This is a genomic window from Shewanella sp. SM74 (genome assembly GCF_025653725.1).
GTDB lineage: Bacteria > Pseudomonadota > Gammaproteobacteria > Enterobacterales > Shewanellaceae > Shewanella > Shewanella oncorhynchi.
Genome location: NZ_JAKKRZ010000014.1, coordinates 34,126 through 54,057, shown reverse-complemented (window position 1 = coordinate 54,057; position 19,932 = coordinate 34,126). Strand labels below are relative to the sequence as shown.

Sequence of the window (19,932 nt, the reverse complement as noted above, 5' to 3'; positions counted from 1 at the left end):
CCTAATGTAAATAGCGTAAATGACTGACACAACCATTGTTTTAACTTGATGTTTTTATTTGAGATGCCCATCTCAAATCCGCTTAACCAAACTTAACTCGCATCAAAAATCTGCATGCAAAAATGTGCGGCGAGCAAGGGTAAACAGCAGTGTTATTCGTATGCGATAAAAGCGACTGTTGGCTAAAACCCACATGCTTATGATGGCATTAATCCACGCCATACCGTCGCCAATACATCAACTTTAGCCAAAACGAATAAATGAAGCGCCTCACACATTTTTATTTTATGAGAACCAAATCAGTTAAATTTAGGTTAATTTTGTAAATTTATTGATTTTTTTTGGTTTTAATTAAGGTTTTTTTAACGCTTAAGCCCTTTTACCGCGGGGATCCGCTTTCATTCAATAGCCGCTTCTTGGTATCCTCCTGCCGCATAAAAAAGTTGCATGCTGAATATTTTTTGTTCTGCCAACTGACTCCCTTTCCCGTTCAACCGGACCCGTTAATTGAAATTAGCTCTTAGCCAATTCATTGCTGAAAGATTGAACCTGATTATTCGGTTTTCAACCTTTAGCATGACAAACCTAACCCTGTTTTTCGGGTTATTGTTTGTGCTGCCTGTAGCTGACGTTTTGTACGTATTGATCGGCGGTTGTGTCGATATTAGTGAACTCATCAGCCTCAGCAATGGCTTTTTAGTCGAGTTTATCGGCGCCAGTCTGCTCAGCCTGTTATTGCTCAACCCCCTCGTTATTCTGCAGTTATGGCATTTAATCGACTGCTGCTTCAAATTTTTCAATAATCTCGATTTAACCAACGCTTCACTTTTTTTAGCACCCCCAAGGCTAAAATCCCTCGAACATACCGCCCACGGTTGTCGCGCCCCACCATTTTAACCCTCTGTTTTTAAATTCAAATTAAGCATTAAGCGCTGAAAACTGATCTTCGATTTCGTCGGGATGGCGGCACATTTTGTGTCATGCCTCTTGGGTTTCAGGATTTGCGCTCAGATAACGCCGCTTAGTGCGACTGCCGGTTCACGCTTGGCAGAGTTGTAAACCTTAGGGTTAGAGGAATCTTCCTTTGTTAATTCGAAAATTAAGTAAAGCGGCAATCGCGGCAGTAGCACTCATGCTCGCGGGTTGTGATGGCGGTGTGTTGGACCCTAAGGGCCAAATCGGTATCGATGAAAAACACCTGATTATCGTCGCCACCCTACTCATGCTCATTGTTGTTATCCCTGTGATTGCCATGACATTGTACTTCGCGTGGAAATACCGCGATGGCCGTGATCAAGAAATCTATGCGCCTAAATGGGCACACTCAACAGCGATTGAAACCGTCGTGTGGATAGTGCCGATTGTGATCGTAATAGTGCTAGGTGTGATCACTTGGGGTTCGACCCATGATCTTGATCCATACAAACCTTTAGATCACGAAGCTAAACCCGTCACGGTTGAAGTGGTGTCGCTGGACTGGAAATGGTTATTCATTTACCCAGAACAAGGCGTGGCATCGGTCAATGAGTTGGCGTTCCCAGCCAATGTGCCGGTGAACTTTAAGATCACCTCTGACACTGCGATGAACTCCTTCTTCATCCCTCAGTTAGGCAGCCAGATTTATTCTATGGCGGGCATGACCACTAAATTGCATTTGATCGCTAACGAGCCAGGCACCTTCGATGGTATCTCGGCTAACTACAGCGGCGCCGGATTTGCGGGCATGAAGTTTAAAGCGATTGCTACTCAGACACCTGCCGACTTCGATGCATGGGTGGCCAAGTTAAAACAACAGGGCAAGACATTGGACTCAGCGGCCTATGCCACACTGGCTAAACCGAGTGAATACAATCCGGTTGAATACTTTGGCTCAGTGAGCAAAGGGATGTTTGACCAAATCGTGATGCAATACATGCACATGGACTCACATGACGGCATGAAAGGTCACGAAGGAATGCAACACATGGGTGCCGACCACAACATGGCTGGTATGCACCACGATATGGCGCATATGGCAAGCGAACAGGCTATGCCAAACGCACAGAAAATGGCCGACACGGAAAGCTCAACCCATTCTGACACTTCATCTACAGAACACTCATCCACCCAAAAAGTGGAGGCGGAGTAATCATGTCATTTCTCGGTAAATTAAGCTTAGATGCGATTCCGTATCACGAGCCTATCATCATGGTGACCTTAGCGGTCGTCGCAGTGGTGGGTTTGTATATCGCAGCCTTGATCACTAAACACAAAAAATGGAGCGTACTCTGGCACGACTGGTTAACCTCTGTTGACCATAAACGCCTCGGTATCATGTACATAGTGTTGGCTTTGGTGATGCTTATTCGTGGCTTCTCCGATGCCATTATGATGCGTACCCAGCAAGCACTTGCCACCAACGGCGCCGCAGGTTATCTGCCGCCTGAACATTACGACCAAATCTTTACCGCCCATGGCGTGATCATGATTATCTTTATGGCGATGCCATTTATGATAGGTCTAATGAACTTAGTGTTGCCGCTGCAAATTGGTGCCCGCGACGTTGCCTTCCCCTTCTTGAACAACCTCAGCTTCTGGCTTACCGCCTCGGGCGCTGTGCTGATCAATATTTCATTGGGTTTAGGTGAATTTGCTAAGACAGGCTGGGTGGCTTACCCGCCCTTGTCTGAGCTGGCTTACAGTCCGGGAGTTGGGGTCGATTACTATATCTGGGCACTGCAGATTTCGGGCATAGGGACGACCTTAACCGGGGTGAACTTTATCGCCACCGTGCTGAAGATGCGTGCCCCAGGCATGAAGCTGATGCAAATGCCAATCTTCACTTGGACTTGTACGTGGGCGAACATTTTGATCGTTGCGTCATTTCCTATCTTAACCGCTGTGTTAGCTCTGCTGACACTCGACCGTTACATGGATTTCCACTTCTTCACCAATGACGGTGGCGGTAACGCCATGATGTATATCAACCTGTTTTGGGCGTGGGGACATCCTGAAGTTTACATCCTGATTTTGCCTGCTTTTGGTATTTTCTCCGATGTAATCTCAACCTTTACGGCTAAGCGTCTGTTCGGTTACACCTCTATGGTGTGGGCGAGTGGTGCGATTTCAATTCTAGGTTTCATCGTTTGGTTACACCACTTCTTCACCATGGGCTCAAGTGCCAACGTCAACGCCTTCTTCGGGGTGATGACTATGGTGATCGCGGTTCCAACCGGGGTAAAACTGTTTAACTGGTTGTTCACTATCTACCGTGGCCGCCTAAGGTTAACTGTACCTGTGTTGTGGACGTTAGGCTTTATGGTGACTTTCACCATAGGCGGTATGACAGGGGTGTTATTAGCCTTACCGGGTGCCGACTACGTCTTACATAACAGTTTGTTTTTAATCGCGCATTTCCATAACACTATTATTGGTGGTGCGGTATTTGGTTACTTAGCAGGTTTTGCTTACTGGTTCCCGAAAGCGACAGGTTTCCACTTGAATGAGCGTTTAGGTAAAGCGTCATTCTGGTGCTGGCAAATCGGTTTCTATGTGGCCTTTATGCCGCTGTACGTACTGGGCTTTATGGGTATGACACGACGTATCAACCACATTGATAACCCAGCGTGGAACGTGTGGATCTACTTAGCCGCCGTGGGTGCTTGCATCATCATGGTCGGTATCATTCTGCAGTTTATACAACTGTATGTGAGTATCCGTGACCGCGACCAAAACCGCGACACCACGGGCGATCCATGGAATGGCCATACTTTAGAGTGGTCAACCGCTTCTCCACCGCAGTTCTATAACTTCGCTAAGCTGCCACAGGTTGCTGATATCGATGCCTTTACCGATGCGAAAGAAAAAGGCGTGGCTTATCAACGTCAAAAACACTACCAAGCTATCCATATGCCGAAAAATACCTCAAGCGGTATCTTAATGGCGCTGGGGATCACTGCCGCGGGTTTTGCCGCTATTTGGCACATCCTGTGGTTAGCCATTGTGGGCTTAGTGGGCGCTTTCGTGGTGTTCCTGTTCCGTGCTTATAACAATGACGTCGACTATTACGTGCAACCCGATGAAGTGGCTCGCATTGAAAATGCCCACTTAAACAATGTAGTAAGGGGCTGATATGAGTATTGCAATCCCAGCAGATTTAGAAGTAGCTCACGCAGAAGATCACCACGAACACCATGACACCAGTGGCAACACTCTGTTTGGTTTTTGGATTTACCTGATGACCGACTGCATTTTGTTTGCCTCGGTTTTCGCAACCTATGCTGTGCTCTACATGAACACGGACGGTGGCGTTTCGGGTAAAGACATTTTCGAATTGGACTTTGTGCTGATTGAAACTGCCGCCCTGCTCGTTAGTAGTATTACCTATGGCATGGCGTTGATTTTTGCTAAGCGCCACAACAAAGCCGCGACCTTGGCTTGGTTACTCGTCACCTTCGCCCTCGGTTGTGTGTTTATCGGGATGGAAGTCTATGAATTCCATCACCTGATTGAACACGGCAATGGCCCACAGCGTAGCGCTTTCCTGTCGTCCTTCTTCACCCTTGTCGGTATGCACGGCTTGCACGTGACCGCAGGTCTGATTTGGATGGCGATCATGATGATTGAAGTGGCGAAAACCGGTTTAGGTAATCGCAGCATCACCCGCCTGAGCTGCTTAAGCTTGTTCTGGCATTTCCTCGACATAGTGTGGATTTGTGTATTCACGGTCGTGTATTTATTGGGAGCACTTTAATGAGCGCACATAGTCATACTCATAAGTCTAGCCATGGCACTGACGATCTGGCCGCGAGCATTAAGTCATATCTAATGGGCTTTGTGCTGTCAGTGGTATTAACCGCCATTCCGTTTTGGGCCGTAATGACCCATCACTTCGAGAAAGCGACCACCCTTAGCTTAGTGCTAGTGATGGCGATAGTGCAGATAGTGGTACATCTTAAGTACTTCTTGCACTTAGATTTCTCGAAAGAAGGCAAAGTAAACACCTTCTCCTTCCTGTTTACCGCCCTGATTATTGTCATGGTAGTCGGCTTGTCGGTGTGGATCATACTCGAAGCCAACGCTTTGATGATGTAACGAGAAACAGTCTATGCAAATACAAGACAGATTTATGTCACCGCAATGGAAAGCACGCTTCAAAGGGTATGTGCAAGTTACTAAGCCTGGCATCATTTTCGGGAATCTGATTTCCGTTGCTGGCGGTTTTTTATTAGCCGCCAAAGGCGACGTAAATCTGGTCTTGATGTTGGCGAGCTTAGTGGGATTGTCCTTGGTCGTAGCCTCTGGTTGCGCAATCAATAACTGTATTGACCGTGATATCGACGCCAAGATGCAGCGAACCTGCAAACGCGTAACCGTCACGGGCGAAATAGCCGTGGGTAACGTCCTCGCGTTTGGACTCGCCTTAGGCGTGTTGGGCTTTAGCATCTTAGCCTTGTTTACCAATGCATTAGCCCTGCTATTTGCCGTTATTGGTTACATCGTTTATGTGGGGGTTTATAGCCTCTACATGAAACGTAACTCAGTGTATGGCACTTTAGTTGGCAGCTTCTCGGGCGCAGTACCGCCCGTGGTGGGCTATTGCAGTGTGACAGGGCAAATGGACATAGGTGCAGCTATTTTGCTGTTGATGTTTAGTCTATGGCAGATGCCACATTCTTACGCCATCGCGATTTTCCGTTTTAATGACTATGCGGCCGCTAATATTCCTGTGCTGCCGGTTGCAGAAGGCATGACCAAAGCAAAACTGCATATCGTGCTTTATATTGCCGTGTTCGCCTTAGTCAGTGCGCTGTTACCACTCGCGGGTTACACAGGTATCGCCTTTATGGCGGTCACCTGCGCCACCAGCCTGTGGTGGCTTGCCATGGCATTAAAAGGTTATCGCCACGGCGTCGACATGCACCGCTGGGCTCGCCAAGTGTTTGGGTTTTCAATCATCACTATTACGGCGCTCAGCGTGACTATGGCGCTCGACTTCCAAGTCGTGAGTCAGGCGCCACTGCTCACCTTAGTGAAGTAAATCCTAAGCTTTCAGCTAGTTGTCTAGTCCTGAAATAAGTTGATAATAAAAAGCGCTAACCTAGATTAGCGCTTTTTTTCTACCTTAAAACAGCCCCTGATGTATCACCTTTAGGTGAATAGCATTCGCCACCACATACCAGGCAGGCTAGTAAAACCAGTCGTGTAGTGTTTTAACTCACCATCTTTAAAGATCATAATGGTTGGCGTCGCCTGCAATGACCAATCACGGGCAATCTTGCTGTCACTATCATTAATAGTGTCAAAGCCATAATCCTGATGCTGAAGATATTTTCTCAGTTTCTCATCCTCACCCGAACTCATGGCAACCGTCACCACGGGATAATAGGCCGACATTTGATTGACCGCCGGGCTGACAAAATTACACACAGGGCACCAAGTGCCCCAGAAGTACACCAATACCGCCTGATCTTGGCTGAGCGTGGCAATATCAAGCGTCTCCCCAGCCAACGTCGTCCCTTGTAGCTGCGGCAAATTATCCCGCGGAATATCTTTGCCGCGCCAGATGTCCATCACGCTGGTCACGATAATGACAATGAGCAGCAAAAGTGCCAGCTGCTTAATCCAGCCCAATATGCGTTTAGGTAAAGATATCGAAACTTGTTCGGCGCTCATATTTTCAGTTTCCTTTGACTGCATCTTAACTGCTCTTCTGTGTCTTATCTTTAGCGGCAATCGCGACTTCAAGCTGCTCTTTTAACACTTCGTAAGGCACTAATCCGGGAATAAGCGTATCGGCCACTATCATACTTGGCGTGCCACCTATGCCTAACTCATTCATTAATTTCACATTATCATCGACCATTTTAGCGACGCGCTCATCTGTGTTGCCCACCCAGCGCTCGGTTGCCGTCAGTTTAGCGACCTTAGCGATGGCGGCGGCATCGAGTCCACGTGGGCTCGACATCAACATATCCTTCACCTTGAGATACTTTTCAGGCTCGTTTAACCAAACCGTTTGGGCGAAATCGACCGCCATTTTGGAGCCTTCGCCCTGCAGCGGCACCATTTTGACTATGATTTTTAACTGAGGAAATTCTTCAATCAGCTGGTTCAGCGAAGGCTCGATTTTCTTGCAGTATGGGCAGTTAAAATCGGTAAAGTACACCATTTCAATCTCGGGTGTCGCAGCGCCCTTCCACGGATCGCTTTTGGTCTCATACATGGCTTTATGATGGGTCACAAGATTGGTTTGCATGGCTGTATTTGCCCCCTCTTGCTCCCTTGCTTGCCACGCAATAATCGCCTCTCTCATTAGGTCAGGATCATTGATCAAGGCATCTTTAAGAATCGCTCGCACCTCTTGTTGCTGCGCCGCCGATAAACTGCTGTCCTTGGCATAGGCCATAGTGCTCACCGAAGGCAAGGAAACCACCAGCATTGCCATGGCGACACCCGAGACAGCAAACATCTGCAACTTGCGATGTTTGAATAAAGAGCTAAATTTCGACATTTTAGTGCCTCCGATGACTTGAGTATTCCGCATTGATTCAGTGATGTTTTGTGCTTCAATTGTCTGTTTCATAATCGATTTCCATTGTTTCAGGTCAGGAGCTTCCTGACCTGAGTATTTGTTGAGTGCCACTCGACTCGCTATTGAATGAAACTCGCCAGTGATATTGCCGAGTGACATATCCGAGTGAACGGCTAGTCGTTAGCGTTATTTCCCTGCCGCTACGGATGACTTTTCAGGGGACGCTGAGGCCTGCTCAATCGCAGCAAGCACAAGGTCAGTCGATAGAATTTCCGGTAACTCAATCCCTTGCGGCGCACCCGGGCCGTAAACCACGTTGAATGGCACTCCAAAACGATTATGGCTTTGCAGGTAGTGAGTAATGGGCTCAGAAGGCGTGGTCCAATCGCCCTTCATTGGCAAAATATGCGGCTGTTGCAACAGGCTATAGACAGGATCTTGCAAGATCACGCCAACTTTATTGGCCTTACAGGTGATACACCAATCGGCAGTGACATCGACAAACACAGTTTTGCCTTGGGCCACCTGCTGATTAATCAATGCTTGATCCAATGGCGTCCAAGCAAGATCCGCAGGTAAAGGCTTAGCCCATTGATTCGTAGTCATAAATGCGATAACCGCCGACAGTAAGATGCCGATACCTAAGCAGCTCACAATAGCAATCGCGCCATATTTCTTAGCCATAAACACCATAAATATCAGTGTAATTACACCCGCTAATGGCCACAGGTAGCTAGTATCAATGAAGCTGGCCAACAGGCTAATCAGCCACAAACTGGTGATGAGCAACATGCCGGAGAAAAACACTTTAACTGTGTTCATCCAGCGACCGGGTTTAGGGAAATAACCCGCCACTTGCGGGAATGCCGCCACGATTAACCAAGGGAACGCCATACCCACGGCCAAAGCGGTAAAGATGGCAAACAGGCTCAGTACATCGGCGCCCAAGGCGAAGGCGACCGCAGTCCCCAAGAAAGGCGCACTACAGGGCGTAGCTAGCAGTGTGGCGAACATGCCCTGTAAAAAGTGGCCGCTGTTATTATTGCCGCCCGTTGTCGCCAACTTGGTTTGCACGTTAGAGGGTAAGTTGATCTCAAACACACCTAACATATTGAAGGCAAACACTGTGGTCACCAGCGCCATAAAGCCGATAAACCAAGGGTTTTGGAACTGCACACCCCAACCAATCGCTTGACCCGTGAGCTTAAGCATTAAGATAAAGCCAGCCAGTAACCAGAATGAGGCCAATATCCCCAGCGCTGATGCGATGAACTGTTGGCGGATTTGATTACGTTTAAGATCAGGCGCAGCAACCACTGAACTGAGCTTCATGCCGAGAACGGGTAACACGCAGGGCATGACGTTTAAGATCAAACCACCGATAAGCGCTAACAAAATCATGCCAAATATCGAGGTACTTGCTTGAGTAATCACCACAGGCTTAACCTCGGCGCTGTATTCCAACGCCCGCTCGCTATCGGCGACAGTCATGTTCAGCGATTTACCCAAAACTTCAGGCTCGCCCAGCCAACTTTTACCGCTGAAAATACCGACCAATTGCTTGCCGTTAGCATCACTTTCGATTGGTTTTAAGCTCACTAGCTTGAATGTGGTATCTGGCTCGCCATCGATAATCACGGTTGGACTCTGCCAGTTGGCATCATTGAGTCTGACTTCAAGTTGACCTTTGGCTGCATCCCAACCCATTGTCATGGCAGGATTCTGGCCCTCTTGGGACAACACTTTTTGTGGCACAAGTGACACAGCCTTGTTGTAAGCCAACATGGCATCGGTATCTGCTTGCAGCGCATTGGGCGTGAAGTCGAGACTAATCTGATAATCCGTCAATACACAGATGGTGGTACAGGTCGACAAGGTCACTTTGCCGCGCAGCTGAGTACGAGCAGCGATATCATCGACTTTCAAGGTTAAGGGAAAGGTGGTATTACCTTTGTAACCAAAGGTTTGTAATCCCAATAATGAGAATTCCTCTGGCGCAGGCCATCTCCAATCCACTTGCTGTAGATTGCTAGAGCCATCCCACTTGATGGTAGGCGCAATACCGCCTTCCCCAGGACTGCGCCAATAGGTTTTCCAATCACCCTCAAGTTGTACTTCAAGTACAGCGGGCAAAGTATTCGTTGCGGGATCAACTTCGCCCGTCAGCATAAAACGTACTTTGGCTGGCGGGTGATTATCGTTAACTAACCATCCTGTCGATGCCGCCATGAGCGACGGGCTCGTCACTATCAAGGCGAGTATCCAGAATCTGGTTAACATAGATTTTAATGTACTCATTTTGTCCCCCAAATATGCACTAACTGTTTGTTATTAAATTGCATATTAATCTCTTCGATATATCGTCAGCATTTGCCATTGCAATACTTAAGCGCTGTTAGACCAAGCTAAGTTAAACAAGACTCTGTGATGCTGCGTGCATGCTTACCTTGCTTCTAGGCCATATAAATATTGGCTAACGCTATGTTCTGGTTACCAATATCGTTATGGCTTAAGAAACATCAGCGTGATAGAAGGCTTAAGTTCAAGCAGTCAGATAGGGAGGTGTGATGTGTAAAATCGGATGTTCTGCAGCCGCTTAACTTTCTTTTCTACCGGCAAACTGGCGAGAAAAGTCAAATATTGACTGAGAGAAAACATGCCTAAACAAACCCACCTATCAAATTGATAAATAAGTTTTTATTCTTGAAAGCGACAATGTGTGAGATGTATTCGCCTAGGTTTAGCTTGATAACCTTGTATGGGTAACAGTGTTATCACGCGGGAGGCGCGGGGAAGTAACGGCAGTAGGAACAGCAGGATAAGAAATGGGATGGTACTCGGAGTGTCGATACAGGTTCGGATCGATTTTTCAGACAATTCACATTTTTTAGGTTCACTTTTGACCAGCTCAGTACTCGCCGCTTGAGCATCGGCGTGGCTAGCCATATTGTTTGAAGCTGAACTGCTGTTTAAAGCAGAACTTGAGTTTAAAGCTGAGTTGGCGCTAAAACCAGCACCAGAAAAAGACGTAGCCGACATCGCTTGCGCGCTCAACTCCTTGAGCAACAAGTTAAGTATTCCACTATTTTGAGTCAAACAGAACAAGGTCAGAATGGTAAATACCATCACGCCCCATAGGTTGCCTGTTTGCTTAGTCGATAACTTAGAAATTTGGATTTCCCTTCGTCTTATTCTTTGATAATAAAGATAAAAAATGAGTGTCTTTCAACAGATAGCTGAAGATAAGACCGGCGGATTGTAACAATAGTTCATCAACAAGCAAATTATTTTGCCTTGCCTGACTCAAGCCATAGTCCACCATTTCAATAAAACCTCGCTTTGCTGACAGATAATTTGAGTAACAACGACCTAAGTTCTTACCATCATACTCAACGAGTTTTTATGCTCTAACATATTGATTCTGAATAACTAGCCACAACTTAAGCAAAGCCCGCCAGAGTGACTCTTGTGCAGGCTTATTAATGACTGGAATCAAACTTTTTGCCTAAAAGATAAATACAGACAAAGCTTATGCAGAAAACCCACCATCAATCATCAAACTCGCACCAGTGATATAGCCCGCTTCTGGACCCGCGATAAAGGCGACAAAGCTGGCGATCTCTTCGGCTTTACCAAAACGCCCTAGGGCGCCCATCGCTTTAACGGGCTCAGATGAATCACCGTTATCAGGGTTCATATCGGTATCCACAGGTCCAGGCTGAATATTGTTCACCGTAATAGCTCGAGGGCCTAAATCCCGCGCGAGTCCTTTGGCCAAACCGACTAAGGCCGATTTACTCATGCCGTAAATCGCACCACCTACAAACGGAATACGCTCAGCGTTAGTGCTACCGATATTGATGATCCGGCCGCCGTCATTCATGTGCAGCGCGGCTTCTTGGCTCGCCACAAACACACTGCGCACATTAGTGTTAATGGTTCGCTCCCAGTCCTCTAACGTCAGGTTCTCGATGCTATCCCAAATCAACGTGCCCGCATTATTGACCACTATATCTAAGCCACCGAAATGCGCTTTGGTCTCGCGGATGGCACGACGAATCGCCTCCGGCTCTGTGCTGTCGGCCTTAATGGCAATAGCTTGACCGCCATGGGTGATAACGTCGTCAACCAGCAATTGTGATTGGGCCTCAGATGACACATAGGTAAAGGCAACCGCTGCGCCGTCACTCGCCAATCTTTTAACAATGGCAGCGCCGATACCACGGCTACCACCTTGTACAAAAGCCACTTTACCTTGCAGATTATTCGACGATTTCATAGTTAGCTCACTCAATAGGAGGTTAAGGTTTATTGTATAGAAAAACCTTTTTAATCAATTACAAAATGACGTTCGCTTGTACGTTAACGCTCATTTTCATACTGTGGTAGTAGCTTACGCGATTCACTTGCCATGATTAGGTCACTAAAATGACCTTCACTAAGTCCTATAAGGAATTAATTGCCGTGATAAATAATCAATTTGTTGAGATACGCCATTTCGTCACAGTTGCCCAGCTAGGCAGTTTTACCTTAGCGGCGCAGGCGTTAGGCATGACTGGTTCGGCGCTCAGTAAAAGCATAGTGCGATTAGAAACCCGCTTAGGCACTAAGCTGCTGCACCGCACCACAAGGCGTGTGAGCTTAACCAATGATGGCGATTCGTATCTCACAGATTGCCAAAATGCCATGGCAATCCTAGACAATGCACAGAGCCGACTCGGCAGCGAACAGCAAATTCCCTCAGGTCGAGTGCGAGTGGATTTACCTGTGACGTTTGGGCGGCGATATATACTGCCAACCCTATTATCACTGTCGCAAAAATATCCCAAGCTCGAGTTATCTATTACCTTTAACGATAGAGTGACCGACTTGTTCAGTGACGGCATTGATTTGGCGGTGCGTGTCGGACAACTCGGCGACACTGTGGATTTAGTCGCCCGTAGATTAGGAGAACAACGCCGAGTGATCTGCGCATCTCCCGCCTATTTCGCTCGACTTGGCACGCCACAAGGCAAAGAAGATCTCAGCCAGCACCAATGCATTGTCGGCTGGCCGCTTGGGCAGCAACATCGCTGGTTACTTAAAAATGAGGATGGGGTCACTGAGGCCTATGACATTCCAGTACGCCACGAAATCGCTGATTGCGAAGCCATTTTAGCGGCCACACTGGCGGGAGTGGGTTTAGCGCAAGTGCCGATATGGTTAGTTGAGGACTATCTTAAAACTGGTGAACTTATCTCGGTACTAGACGAACTCGCCAGTGACGACACACCTATCCACCTGATTTGGCTTAAAACCCCTTACCTCCAACCCAAGCTACGGGTGATCATCGAAGAACTGGTGGAACTAGCCAAAACGCCAAAAAGCAGATTTAAGGCAGAATAAGTGAAAGGCCTCGACTGAGCGCGACCTTTCACTTTGGGACTAACGGTTACTTGCTTTGATGTACGGATTGGTCATAGAGAGTGATCGCTTTGCTGAGCGCGTCAAAATCCGCCGAACACAAATACCGCTTTAAGCTTTCAAACTTTTCGGCAGGCCAATCGTAGATTTTTAACGCCAGTAACTCAGAAATAACGTCTTTATCGAACCGATACTTGATTAATTTCGCGGGTGATCCCGCCACAATACTGTAGGGTTCGATATTTTGGGTGACAACACTATTTGCGGCAACAACCGCACCTTCACCTATCGTCACCCCTGGCATCAACATACATCTCATGCCTAACCAAGCCCCATCACCAATATGAGTATCACCTTTGCCTACATAGGCATCCTCGATGAAATCCATAAAGGGGTATAAACAAAACCAATCTGCTCTATGCGTATGATTTCCGCCCATTAAGATCACAACTTCGGCAGCGATACACACATAGTTACCGATATAAAGTTTATCGATAGGCCACTTAGGCTCCCACTCACGGCTCACTTCATCGCCATGAAGATATCTCACCACAGATCCCTCAAAGCCTGCATCCCAGCAATCACTGTAATAGCTATGTTGGCCTTTGACTATGATATTGGGATTGGTGACCACCTCGTGCAATAACTGAACTTTTGACCAATGCTTTTTCTGCATTGCAAATCCTCTTTATAAACAAAATTGTTAATACGAAACATAATGTTATGAGAAGTTTTACATTAGAATAGTCAGTGAATACGCGGCTGTTTTAGCAGAGGAATGAGTTTCATATAAAAAATCACAAGTGGGTATAAAAAAGAAAATAGCCCATAAAACTGAAAAATCGACATGAGCTAAGCCGTTGTCACTGAAAGCATACTATGTTCGCGATGAGAAAAATATTCCCTATTTCATCGCGGCTTTTACATAGACATCGAAACGGTTTTTCTTGGTTTCAATAACCGTATTAGGCTTAACCCCATCCAAATCTTCGGCATAGTCTGGGCGCTTAACGACGACACGTTTAGTTGCTAAAGCTAAAGCTGGGGCGAGTAAGCCATCGGCATCTAAATCGGCACCGACTAAGGATTGGAATACACGCATTTCTTTTTTAACAAGGGCCGATTTATCACGGTGGGGGTACATAGGATCGAGGTAAACCACATCCACCTCTTGTGCCAATTTCGATAATGCTTCTAGGCTAGAACCATGAAATAGGCGCATCCGCTCACGCATCCAATCGCCGATTTCAGCATCTTGATAGGCGCGGCGCAGGCCGTCTTCAAGCAATGCGGCAACCACAGGATGACGTTCAACCATAGTTACTGTACAACCAAGGCTTGCGAGCACAAATGCATCGCGCCCTAAACCCGCAGTGCCATCGACAACACTCGGTGTTACCCCTTGCTTTAATCCCACCGCTTTAGCGATAGATTGACCACGACCGCCACCGAACTTACGTCTATGGGCGACGGCGCCAGTCACAAAATCCACCACTATGCCATCGAGCTTAGGCTCATCGCGTTTATGCAGTGATAAAGTATCTGATTCAAAACGCAATTCGAAGGTCGCATTCGCATCGTAGACGAGTTGCCAACGTGCACAAATATCCACAAGTGTTGGGTATTGCTGATTGAAAAAAATCGGGGTCACAGGCTGTCTTCTAACCAACGAAAATGATGGCCATTATGCCTAAAAATCTCGTTTATGAACATGCTAGTAAGCAAAACACATCACCAAGCTCATCACTGTCTTAGCCAATTTGTCTCAGTACGCCCTTAAAAATTCAAACAAGCATCACACTGTAATATACTGATTTATAAAGGCAGCAATCTATTTGTATAACAGTTTAGTGATTTATGTTATATGTTATGTCCCCAGCCAACCTGCGTGACTTCCGTACGGGATAAGGACTTTTTTTGCTTCAATGGCTAAAAGGTTTTTTGTTTATCAGGGAGCAAGATTTTTTAAATCCTGACAAAACGATATTAAAAACCAGCTTATTGCGGATTATTCTGCTTAGTGGCGCCATCTTGACCACTAGCATAGTGCTGCATAGCTCTTTAATTGCGTATGAGTTAAACCTCACTTTCATTATCAGCATTACGGTCAGTTTTTTAACCGTACTATTCCTGTCTTTATGGTTTACGCGCAAATATTTACTCGTCAGCTCTATCAGCCTGCTGGCGATGGTTATTGCAGCCTGTTTATCTATGCTGTTGTTTATCCCTGACTTCAACTTATCGCAGGTAGGTATTACTTTCTTATATACCTTGCCCTTGATGGCGCTTTTCCTGTTTGGCAGAAAAGTCGCTTTTATTATGATGTGTTTCAACGTATTGCCTTTTTTACTGCTACTGCGTAACCAAAACCTGCCTCCCATTATCGATATTGATATCAGCCTACCTGCGACCCACGCTTATCTAAACGGTTTGCTGTTTATGTTTTTTAATATCTGTATCCCGTTGTCGGCAATGCGCCTGCTAAAAACCCAGAAAATCCATGCGCAGCAAATGATCCAGCATCAAAATGCACTGCAACATACATTAGATCAATATGCTGAAATCTTTGAAAATAATGGTACAGCCTCTTTCTTCTGCAATGAGGATGGAGTCATTCTCAACCTGAATAATGCCGCGAGGGAAATCGCTGGAAAAGTCACACTAAACAGCACTCGCCTATGTGGCATTTTTGAACTTACCGAAGATACCAGCACAAATTTACTGGCGGCCTCGTTTCCAACCCATTTAAAAAACAATAACAGCACTAAATATCTGCTGCAAAAAGCCTCATTACAGCACCATGATACTTTGTTATTTCACTGCCACGATGTCACAGAACAGGCAAACCATGCGATTGAGCTGAGTCGCCTTAAAAAACACCACATCAGCACACATTTCTATGATTTAGTGACAGGATTACCCAACGAAAATCACTGGTATAACCCAGCGCCAAGCTTGATCCATCAGGAAATGACCGTAGCCTTAATCAAAATTGATAATCTTAGCCAAATTAATGCTGCTTTCGGTATCAGCGTCGGAGATGCCATCCTAAAAGCCTTTGCTATTGAACTCAAAAATCGCTTTGGTCATATCACAAAAATATACCGATTTAGAGGAGCATCGTTTGCACTCGAGTTTACTAGCCTGCCGCTTATCTCCCCTGAAAACCTAGCGCTACAATTGCGCGAGCGTATTCCAACAAACCTACAACTTAAGCAAGAACAACAGACTGAATATCATCTCGAGTGCAGAGTCGGTTGCAGCTCAGGTAATAAAGCCTCACCGCAGCAAGCCGCGGAGCAATGTTTAATTGCCATAAAACAAACCACCCAAGCTAGCCCAGTGATGGTGTATTACATTGGTTTGATTAACAATCTGCTCGAAGCTTCATCGCAAAAAGCCAGAATCCGTGACGCGCTGAAACACAACCGCCTTGAAATGTGGCTGCAACCTAAAGTGATGGCCAATGGCCACATTACTAGCTTTGAAGCGCTAGCCAGAATGTTTGACGAAGACGGCACTATGATCATGCCGAACACTTTTATCCCCATTATAGAGTCATCTCAATTGCAGGCGATTTTTGCGATAAAAGTCTTCAGGCAATTACTACAACTGATCCGTTCTTGGCCTAAAAATGTACCTCTGGTCAGGATTGCCTTTAATTTATCTGGGCAAGATATTCTGTCGGATCGCTTCTTTAAAGTGTTAATCCAAACCTATATGAATCATCCTGAACTCATCCCATTGTTGGAAATTGAAATTACTGAAACCTCTGTATTTTCAACCCATAAAGAAACAGGCCGACGCTTAAACACCTTGGCTCGTATGGGAGTGTCTATCGCCATTGACGATTTTGGTACTGGCCATGCCTCATTAAGCCAGCTCATTGATATCAGTGCCGACACAATTAAAATCGACCGTTACTTTGTCAGTCAAATGGGCATTAGTGAACGCCATACCCAAATTGTTAACGCCGCCATCCTGTTAGCCAAGAGCTTAAAACTCAACGTCATTGCCGAAGGTATCGAAACCGAAGCCCAGTTATTGCAACTCACTGCGCTAGGATGCGAACAATTTCAAGGTTATTTATTCGGTAAACCCGCACCAGCGAATCTCTGGCTGAAAACCTTTCAAATGCAAACCCCCACACATTGGTTTGCCAATAAAAAGAGCGCCAACTGAGGCATTAAATTTACGCCTAGAAGCATCGCAGGTATAATTGCCGACTGGCATTTGCCTCTCTTTGCTATGTTTGCAAATTACTAGGATCCCCCATGTTAAGTTACCGCCATGGTTATCACGCTGGCAATTATGCCGATGTGTTGAAACACGCCATCTTGCTACAAACCTTGCAGCTGATGCACAAAAAAGACAAACCACTCGTGTATATCGATACCCACGCAGGTGCGGGTGGTTATGCTTTAAGCGATGAATTTGCACAGAAAACAGGTGAATACCTCGAAGGTGTAGCTAAGCTTTGGGATAAAACTGATCTGCCGCAGTCGCTGCAGGACTATGTCGCCGCCGTGCGCCATTTTAATGAAGAAAATCCAGACGAACTCAACTTCTACCCAGGTTCACCCGCCATTATCGACATGGAGCTAGGGCCTAAAGATCGCATGGTCTTGCACGAGCTGCACAGCACTGATTATGTGTTATTGGATGATTATTTCTGCGAAGACAGACAAGTTAAAGTGATCAAAGGTGATGGCTTAAAAGGCCTTATCGCCGCAGTACCACCATTAGAGCGTCGTGCTCTGGTGCTAGTCGATCCTAGCTACGAGATGAAAACCGACTACCAAGATGTGGCCGAAACCCTGATAAAAGCGCACAAGCGTTTTGCTACGGGTGTGTTTATCCTGTGGTATCCAGTCGTAAATCGTGCTCAGACCGAAGGTATGTTATCGCGCCTAGCCAGCAGTGGCATTAAACGTCAGCTGAGAATTGAACAAGCCATTAAGCCCGATTCAGATGAATTTGGCATGACAGCGGCAGGATTATGGATCATCAATCCACCTTGGCAGTTAGACGAAATCGCAACTGAATTAATGGATTACTTGGGTAAAACACTTGGACAAGTGGACGGTGACATTACCGTAAAATGGGAAGTCGGCGAGTAACCTTCGATTCAAATGGCGGCGATGATCTCCGGATTTTCGCCACTTCATTTTAGCTTATCAATGCGGCAACTAAACGTCCTTCTGCTCGCGGTAACGCTTCAATAAAATTTTCACACGCTCAACATAGGCTTGGGTTTCAGGATAGGGCGGAATGCCATTGTACTGAACCACGGTCGTCGGCCCCGCATTGTAAGCCGCGCAGGCCAATGCGATATCACCATTGAACTGTTTTAGCATTTGTGCCAAATACTTACTGCCACCTAAGATATTCTCTTCGGGTAAAAATGCATTTGCCACACCCATTTCTTTTGCTGTTTCTGGCATCAATTGCATTAATCCCATGGCGCCAGTTCGCGAAAGTGCACGCGCATTAAAGGCTGATTCCGCGTGGATCACAGCGCGGATTAAGGCGGGATCAAGTTGATGCTTATGGGCTGCATGGGAGATCAAGGCATCATAATTAGCGGTAAATAACCGAATACCATTCCAGTCTATGGTCGAATCGGGACGACAGGCAAAACAGTCATATAACAAAATTTGATACTGGTTATTTGCGGGGGCTTTGTCGGTAAATACGGTGACACCATTAGCTTGTTGGTATTGATAAATTTTGAGCTTTTCTAGACCTTCACTACTCACTATGCCGCTCTGTGAGTACCGCGCCACAATACGCGGCTTAGCTTTTTCGCGCGCCTCCTCAGCATTTGCATTTATCATCAAACTCGATATCAATAATAAGCACAGGCCTAGCGCCTCAAATCTGCAGGGCAATGAAAAGGCTGCAAAAGTCAGTGTACGAGCAAGCGCTAAGCGAGTAAGCAACATCAAAGTCCCGTGTACTGATTAAGTTTAAGTACTTCAATAATAGCAAAGAGTTGCTTCATTTCTCGGTTTATCTGACTAAATTCTACTGAAAAGGTTGCGCCATAAAAAATGGACTGCATTTGAAAATGCGTTCTGCGATTCGGCAGGAACAAAGTCAATTTATTGCGGAAAAATGCACATTGAATATTGCCATCAAAATGTTTGGCAAGCTCCTGTAAGCGCTCCATAAATGCCGTATTGAGCAAATAACGTGACTCGATTTGATCCGTTGAAAACACGTCGAACTCTTTTTCAAATTGCGGATCTTCAAGTTTGACTCGTACCAGTCCCGCATGGCTGTCGGACAGGAAATTCGCTAAACCACCGCGATCCCTCAGCACAACAGTATGACCCATAAAAGCTTTATGGCTACTCAGCTCAACCACTAAGCCACGAAACTGGGTTTCCGTGCGGGTCACAGTTCTGCGCCTGCTGGTACTGACATCCAGCTCTTCGACTTGCACATTCTTGGTCAGGGTAAGCTCATTGACCGCCAACTCAACGCCCTTATAGCAGCCTTGTATATAGTCACCGAAGCTGACTTTGTCGTATCGCGGTAATACTTTAGCCGCAACGAGTCGATTCATGTCGAGGCGCATTTCGCGGCTATAAATAAAATCATCGCCGAAATATTTAAACATCAGCGGATAAATATCATTTTGAACCAAATGCTTAAACTCACGAGTCGGAGCAAAGCTCCACCAGCTTAATCCGACTAAAGCAAGCAATGGCAAAGGCGGGAAATAAGCGCCACCGCTGTAGTAGCCAATAACGGTGAGCAAGCTCAGCCCAAGCACTATCATCAAACTCAAATACAAACGTTTACGCGCCGCCTTAAGGCAAGCCACACGCTTAGTTTCATATTTGCGACTGATGGGCGCGATATGTTCTTCGTAATACGCTTCGAGTTGAGGTAGTTCGTCAAAATCCGCAGACAAACCAACAGGCCCCCGATAAGTCCGAATCGGGCTACCTAAAATAAAAGTGATGATATTCATATTGATGTCATAGTATTGCAGGGTGATAACTCAC

The 19,932-nt window shown here is 46.3% G+C and carries 18 protein-coding genes; 9 read left to right on the top strand and 9 right to left on the bottom strand.

The annotated features are described in order from the left end of the window. Positions 1 to 507: 507 nt before the first annotated feature. The 6 genes from L5M49_RS15060 (at position 508) to cyoE (ending at position 6,019) form a co-directional block, all read left to right on the top strand. Positions 508 to 897, top strand: a complete 390-nt coding sequence (locus L5M49_RS15060; RefSeq protein ID WP_006079495.1) for a hypothetical protein — start codon at positions 508 to 510, stop codon at positions 895 to 897. A 187-nt stretch (positions 898 to 1,084) separates the two neighbouring features. Then, positions 1,085 to 2,128: a ubiquinol oxidase subunit II gene (gene cyoA / locus L5M49_RS15055; RefSeq protein ID WP_263266360.1), complete on the top strand. Its 1,044-nt coding sequence runs from the start codon at positions 1,085 to 1,087 to the stop codon at positions 2,126 to 2,128. A 2-nt stretch (positions 2,129 to 2,130) separates the two neighbouring features. Further along, positions 2,131 to 4,110 carry a cytochrome o ubiquinol oxidase subunit I gene (cyoB, locus tag L5M49_RS15050; RefSeq protein ID WP_263266359.1) on the top strand — a complete coding sequence of 660 codons (1,980 nt, stop codon included), beginning with the start codon at positions 2,131 to 2,133 and terminating at the stop codon, positions 4,108 to 4,110. A 1-nt stretch (position 4,111) separates the two neighbouring features. Further along, the gene (gene cyoC, locus L5M49_RS15045) at positions 4,112 to 4,732 is read left to right on the top strand and encodes a cytochrome o ubiquinol oxidase subunit III (protein WP_006079490.1); all 621 of its coding nucleotides are present in this window, start codon (positions 4,112 to 4,114) and stop codon (positions 4,730 to 4,732) included. After that, on the top strand, positions 4,732 to 5,073 hold the full coding sequence (cyoD, locus tag L5M49_RS15040; protein ID WP_259559978.1) for a cytochrome o ubiquinol oxidase subunit IV: 342 nt from the start codon (positions 4,732 to 4,734) through the stop codon (positions 5,071 to 5,073). The genes cyoC and cyoD overlap by 1 nt, the downstream gene beginning before the upstream one ends. A 13-nt stretch (positions 5,074 to 5,086) precedes the next feature. Further along, positions 5,087 to 6,019, top strand: coding sequence for a heme o synthase (gene cyoE, locus L5M49_RS15035; RefSeq protein ID WP_263266358.1), 933 nt, complete (start codon positions 5,087 to 5,089; stop codon positions 6,017 to 6,019). 110 nt (positions 6,020 to 6,129) lie between these two features. Here the strand turns inward: cyoE and L5M49_RS15030 are convergent, their stop codons facing one another. From L5M49_RS15030 to L5M49_RS15010, 5 genes are all read right to left on the bottom strand, one after another. Continuing rightward, on the bottom strand, positions 6,130 to 6,654 hold the full coding sequence (locus L5M49_RS15030; protein ID WP_263266369.1) for a protein disulfide oxidoreductase: 525 nt from the start codon (positions 6,652 to 6,654) through the stop codon (positions 6,130 to 6,132). A 25-nt stretch (positions 6,655 to 6,679) separates the two neighbouring features. Then, positions 6,680 to 7,564, bottom strand: coding sequence for a DsbA family protein (locus L5M49_RS15025; RefSeq protein WP_263266357.1), 885 nt, complete (start codon positions 7,562 to 7,564; stop codon positions 6,680 to 6,682). Between the two features lie 135 nt (positions 7,565 to 7,699). Continuing rightward, positions 7,700 to 9,811 (bottom strand): protein-disulfide reductase DsbD family protein, encoded by a 2,112-nt coding sequence (locus L5M49_RS15020; RefSeq protein ID WP_263266355.1) that lies wholly within the window; start codon positions 9,809 to 9,811, stop codon positions 7,700 to 7,702. Positions 9,812 to 10,210: 399 nt separating this feature from the next. Beyond that, positions 10,211 to 10,639, bottom strand: coding sequence for a hypothetical protein (locus tag L5M49_RS15015; RefSeq protein ID WP_105250689.1), 429 nt, complete (start codon positions 10,637 to 10,639; stop codon positions 10,211 to 10,213). 403 nt (positions 10,640 to 11,042) lie between these two features. After that, positions 11,043 to 11,792 carry a 3-oxoacyl-ACP reductase family protein gene (locus L5M49_RS15010; protein WP_263209045.1) on the bottom strand — a complete coding sequence of 250 codons (750 nt, stop codon included), beginning with the start codon at positions 11,790 to 11,792 and terminating at the stop codon, positions 11,043 to 11,045. Between the two features lie 185 nt (positions 11,793 to 11,977). On the opposite strand from L5M49_RS15010, the gene L5M49_RS15005 reads away from it, so the two are divergent. Further along, entirely contained in the window at positions 11,978 to 12,898 is a 921-nt protein-coding gene (locus tag L5M49_RS15005) for a LysR family transcriptional regulator (protein ID WP_105253022.1), read from the top strand. Positions 12,899 to 12,944: 46 nt separating this feature from the next. Here L5M49_RS15005 and L5M49_RS15000 read toward each other — a convergent pair whose 3' ends face one another. Continuing rightward, positions 12,945 to 13,592: a CatB-related O-acetyltransferase gene (locus tag L5M49_RS15000; RefSeq protein WP_263209047.1), complete on the bottom strand. Its 648-nt coding sequence runs from the start codon at positions 13,590 to 13,592 to the stop codon at positions 12,945 to 12,947. Positions 13,593 to 13,820: 228 nt separating this feature from the next. Next, a complete protein-coding gene (locus L5M49_RS14995) occupies positions 13,821 to 14,567 on the bottom strand; it encodes a class I SAM-dependent methyltransferase (RefSeq protein ID WP_107949945.1) in 747 nt (248 codons plus the stop codon). Between the two features lie 266 nt (positions 14,568 to 14,833). Here L5M49_RS14995 and L5M49_RS14990 point away from each other — a divergent pair, with 266 nt between their 5' ends. Next, a complete protein-coding gene (locus tag L5M49_RS14990) occupies positions 14,834 to 17,098 on the top strand; it encodes a GGDEF domain-containing phosphodiesterase (protein WP_263208475.1) in 2,265 nt (754 codons plus the stop codon). A 92-nt stretch (positions 17,099 to 17,190) separates the two neighbouring features. Continuing rightward, positions 17,191 to 18,036 (top strand): 23S rRNA (adenine(2030)-N(6))-methyltransferase RlmJ, encoded by an 846-nt coding sequence (locus L5M49_RS14985; protein ID WP_105250694.1) that lies wholly within the window; start codon positions 17,191 to 17,193, stop codon positions 18,034 to 18,036. Positions 18,037 to 18,105: 69 nt separating this feature from the next. Here L5M49_RS14985 and L5M49_RS14980 read toward each other — a convergent pair whose 3' ends face one another. Beyond that, complete coding sequence (locus L5M49_RS14980) at positions 18,106 to 18,861, bottom strand: lytic transglycosylase domain-containing protein (protein WP_168826208.1); 756 nt, start codon at positions 18,859 to 18,861, stop codon at positions 18,106 to 18,108. After that, positions 18,861 to 19,898, bottom strand: a complete 1,038-nt coding sequence (locus L5M49_RS14975; protein WP_263208478.1) for a DUF3137 domain-containing protein — start codon at positions 19,896 to 19,898, stop codon at positions 18,861 to 18,863. The genes L5M49_RS14980 and L5M49_RS14975 overlap by 1 nt, the downstream gene beginning before the upstream one ends. Between the last annotated feature and the right edge of the window lie 34 nt (positions 19,899 to 19,932).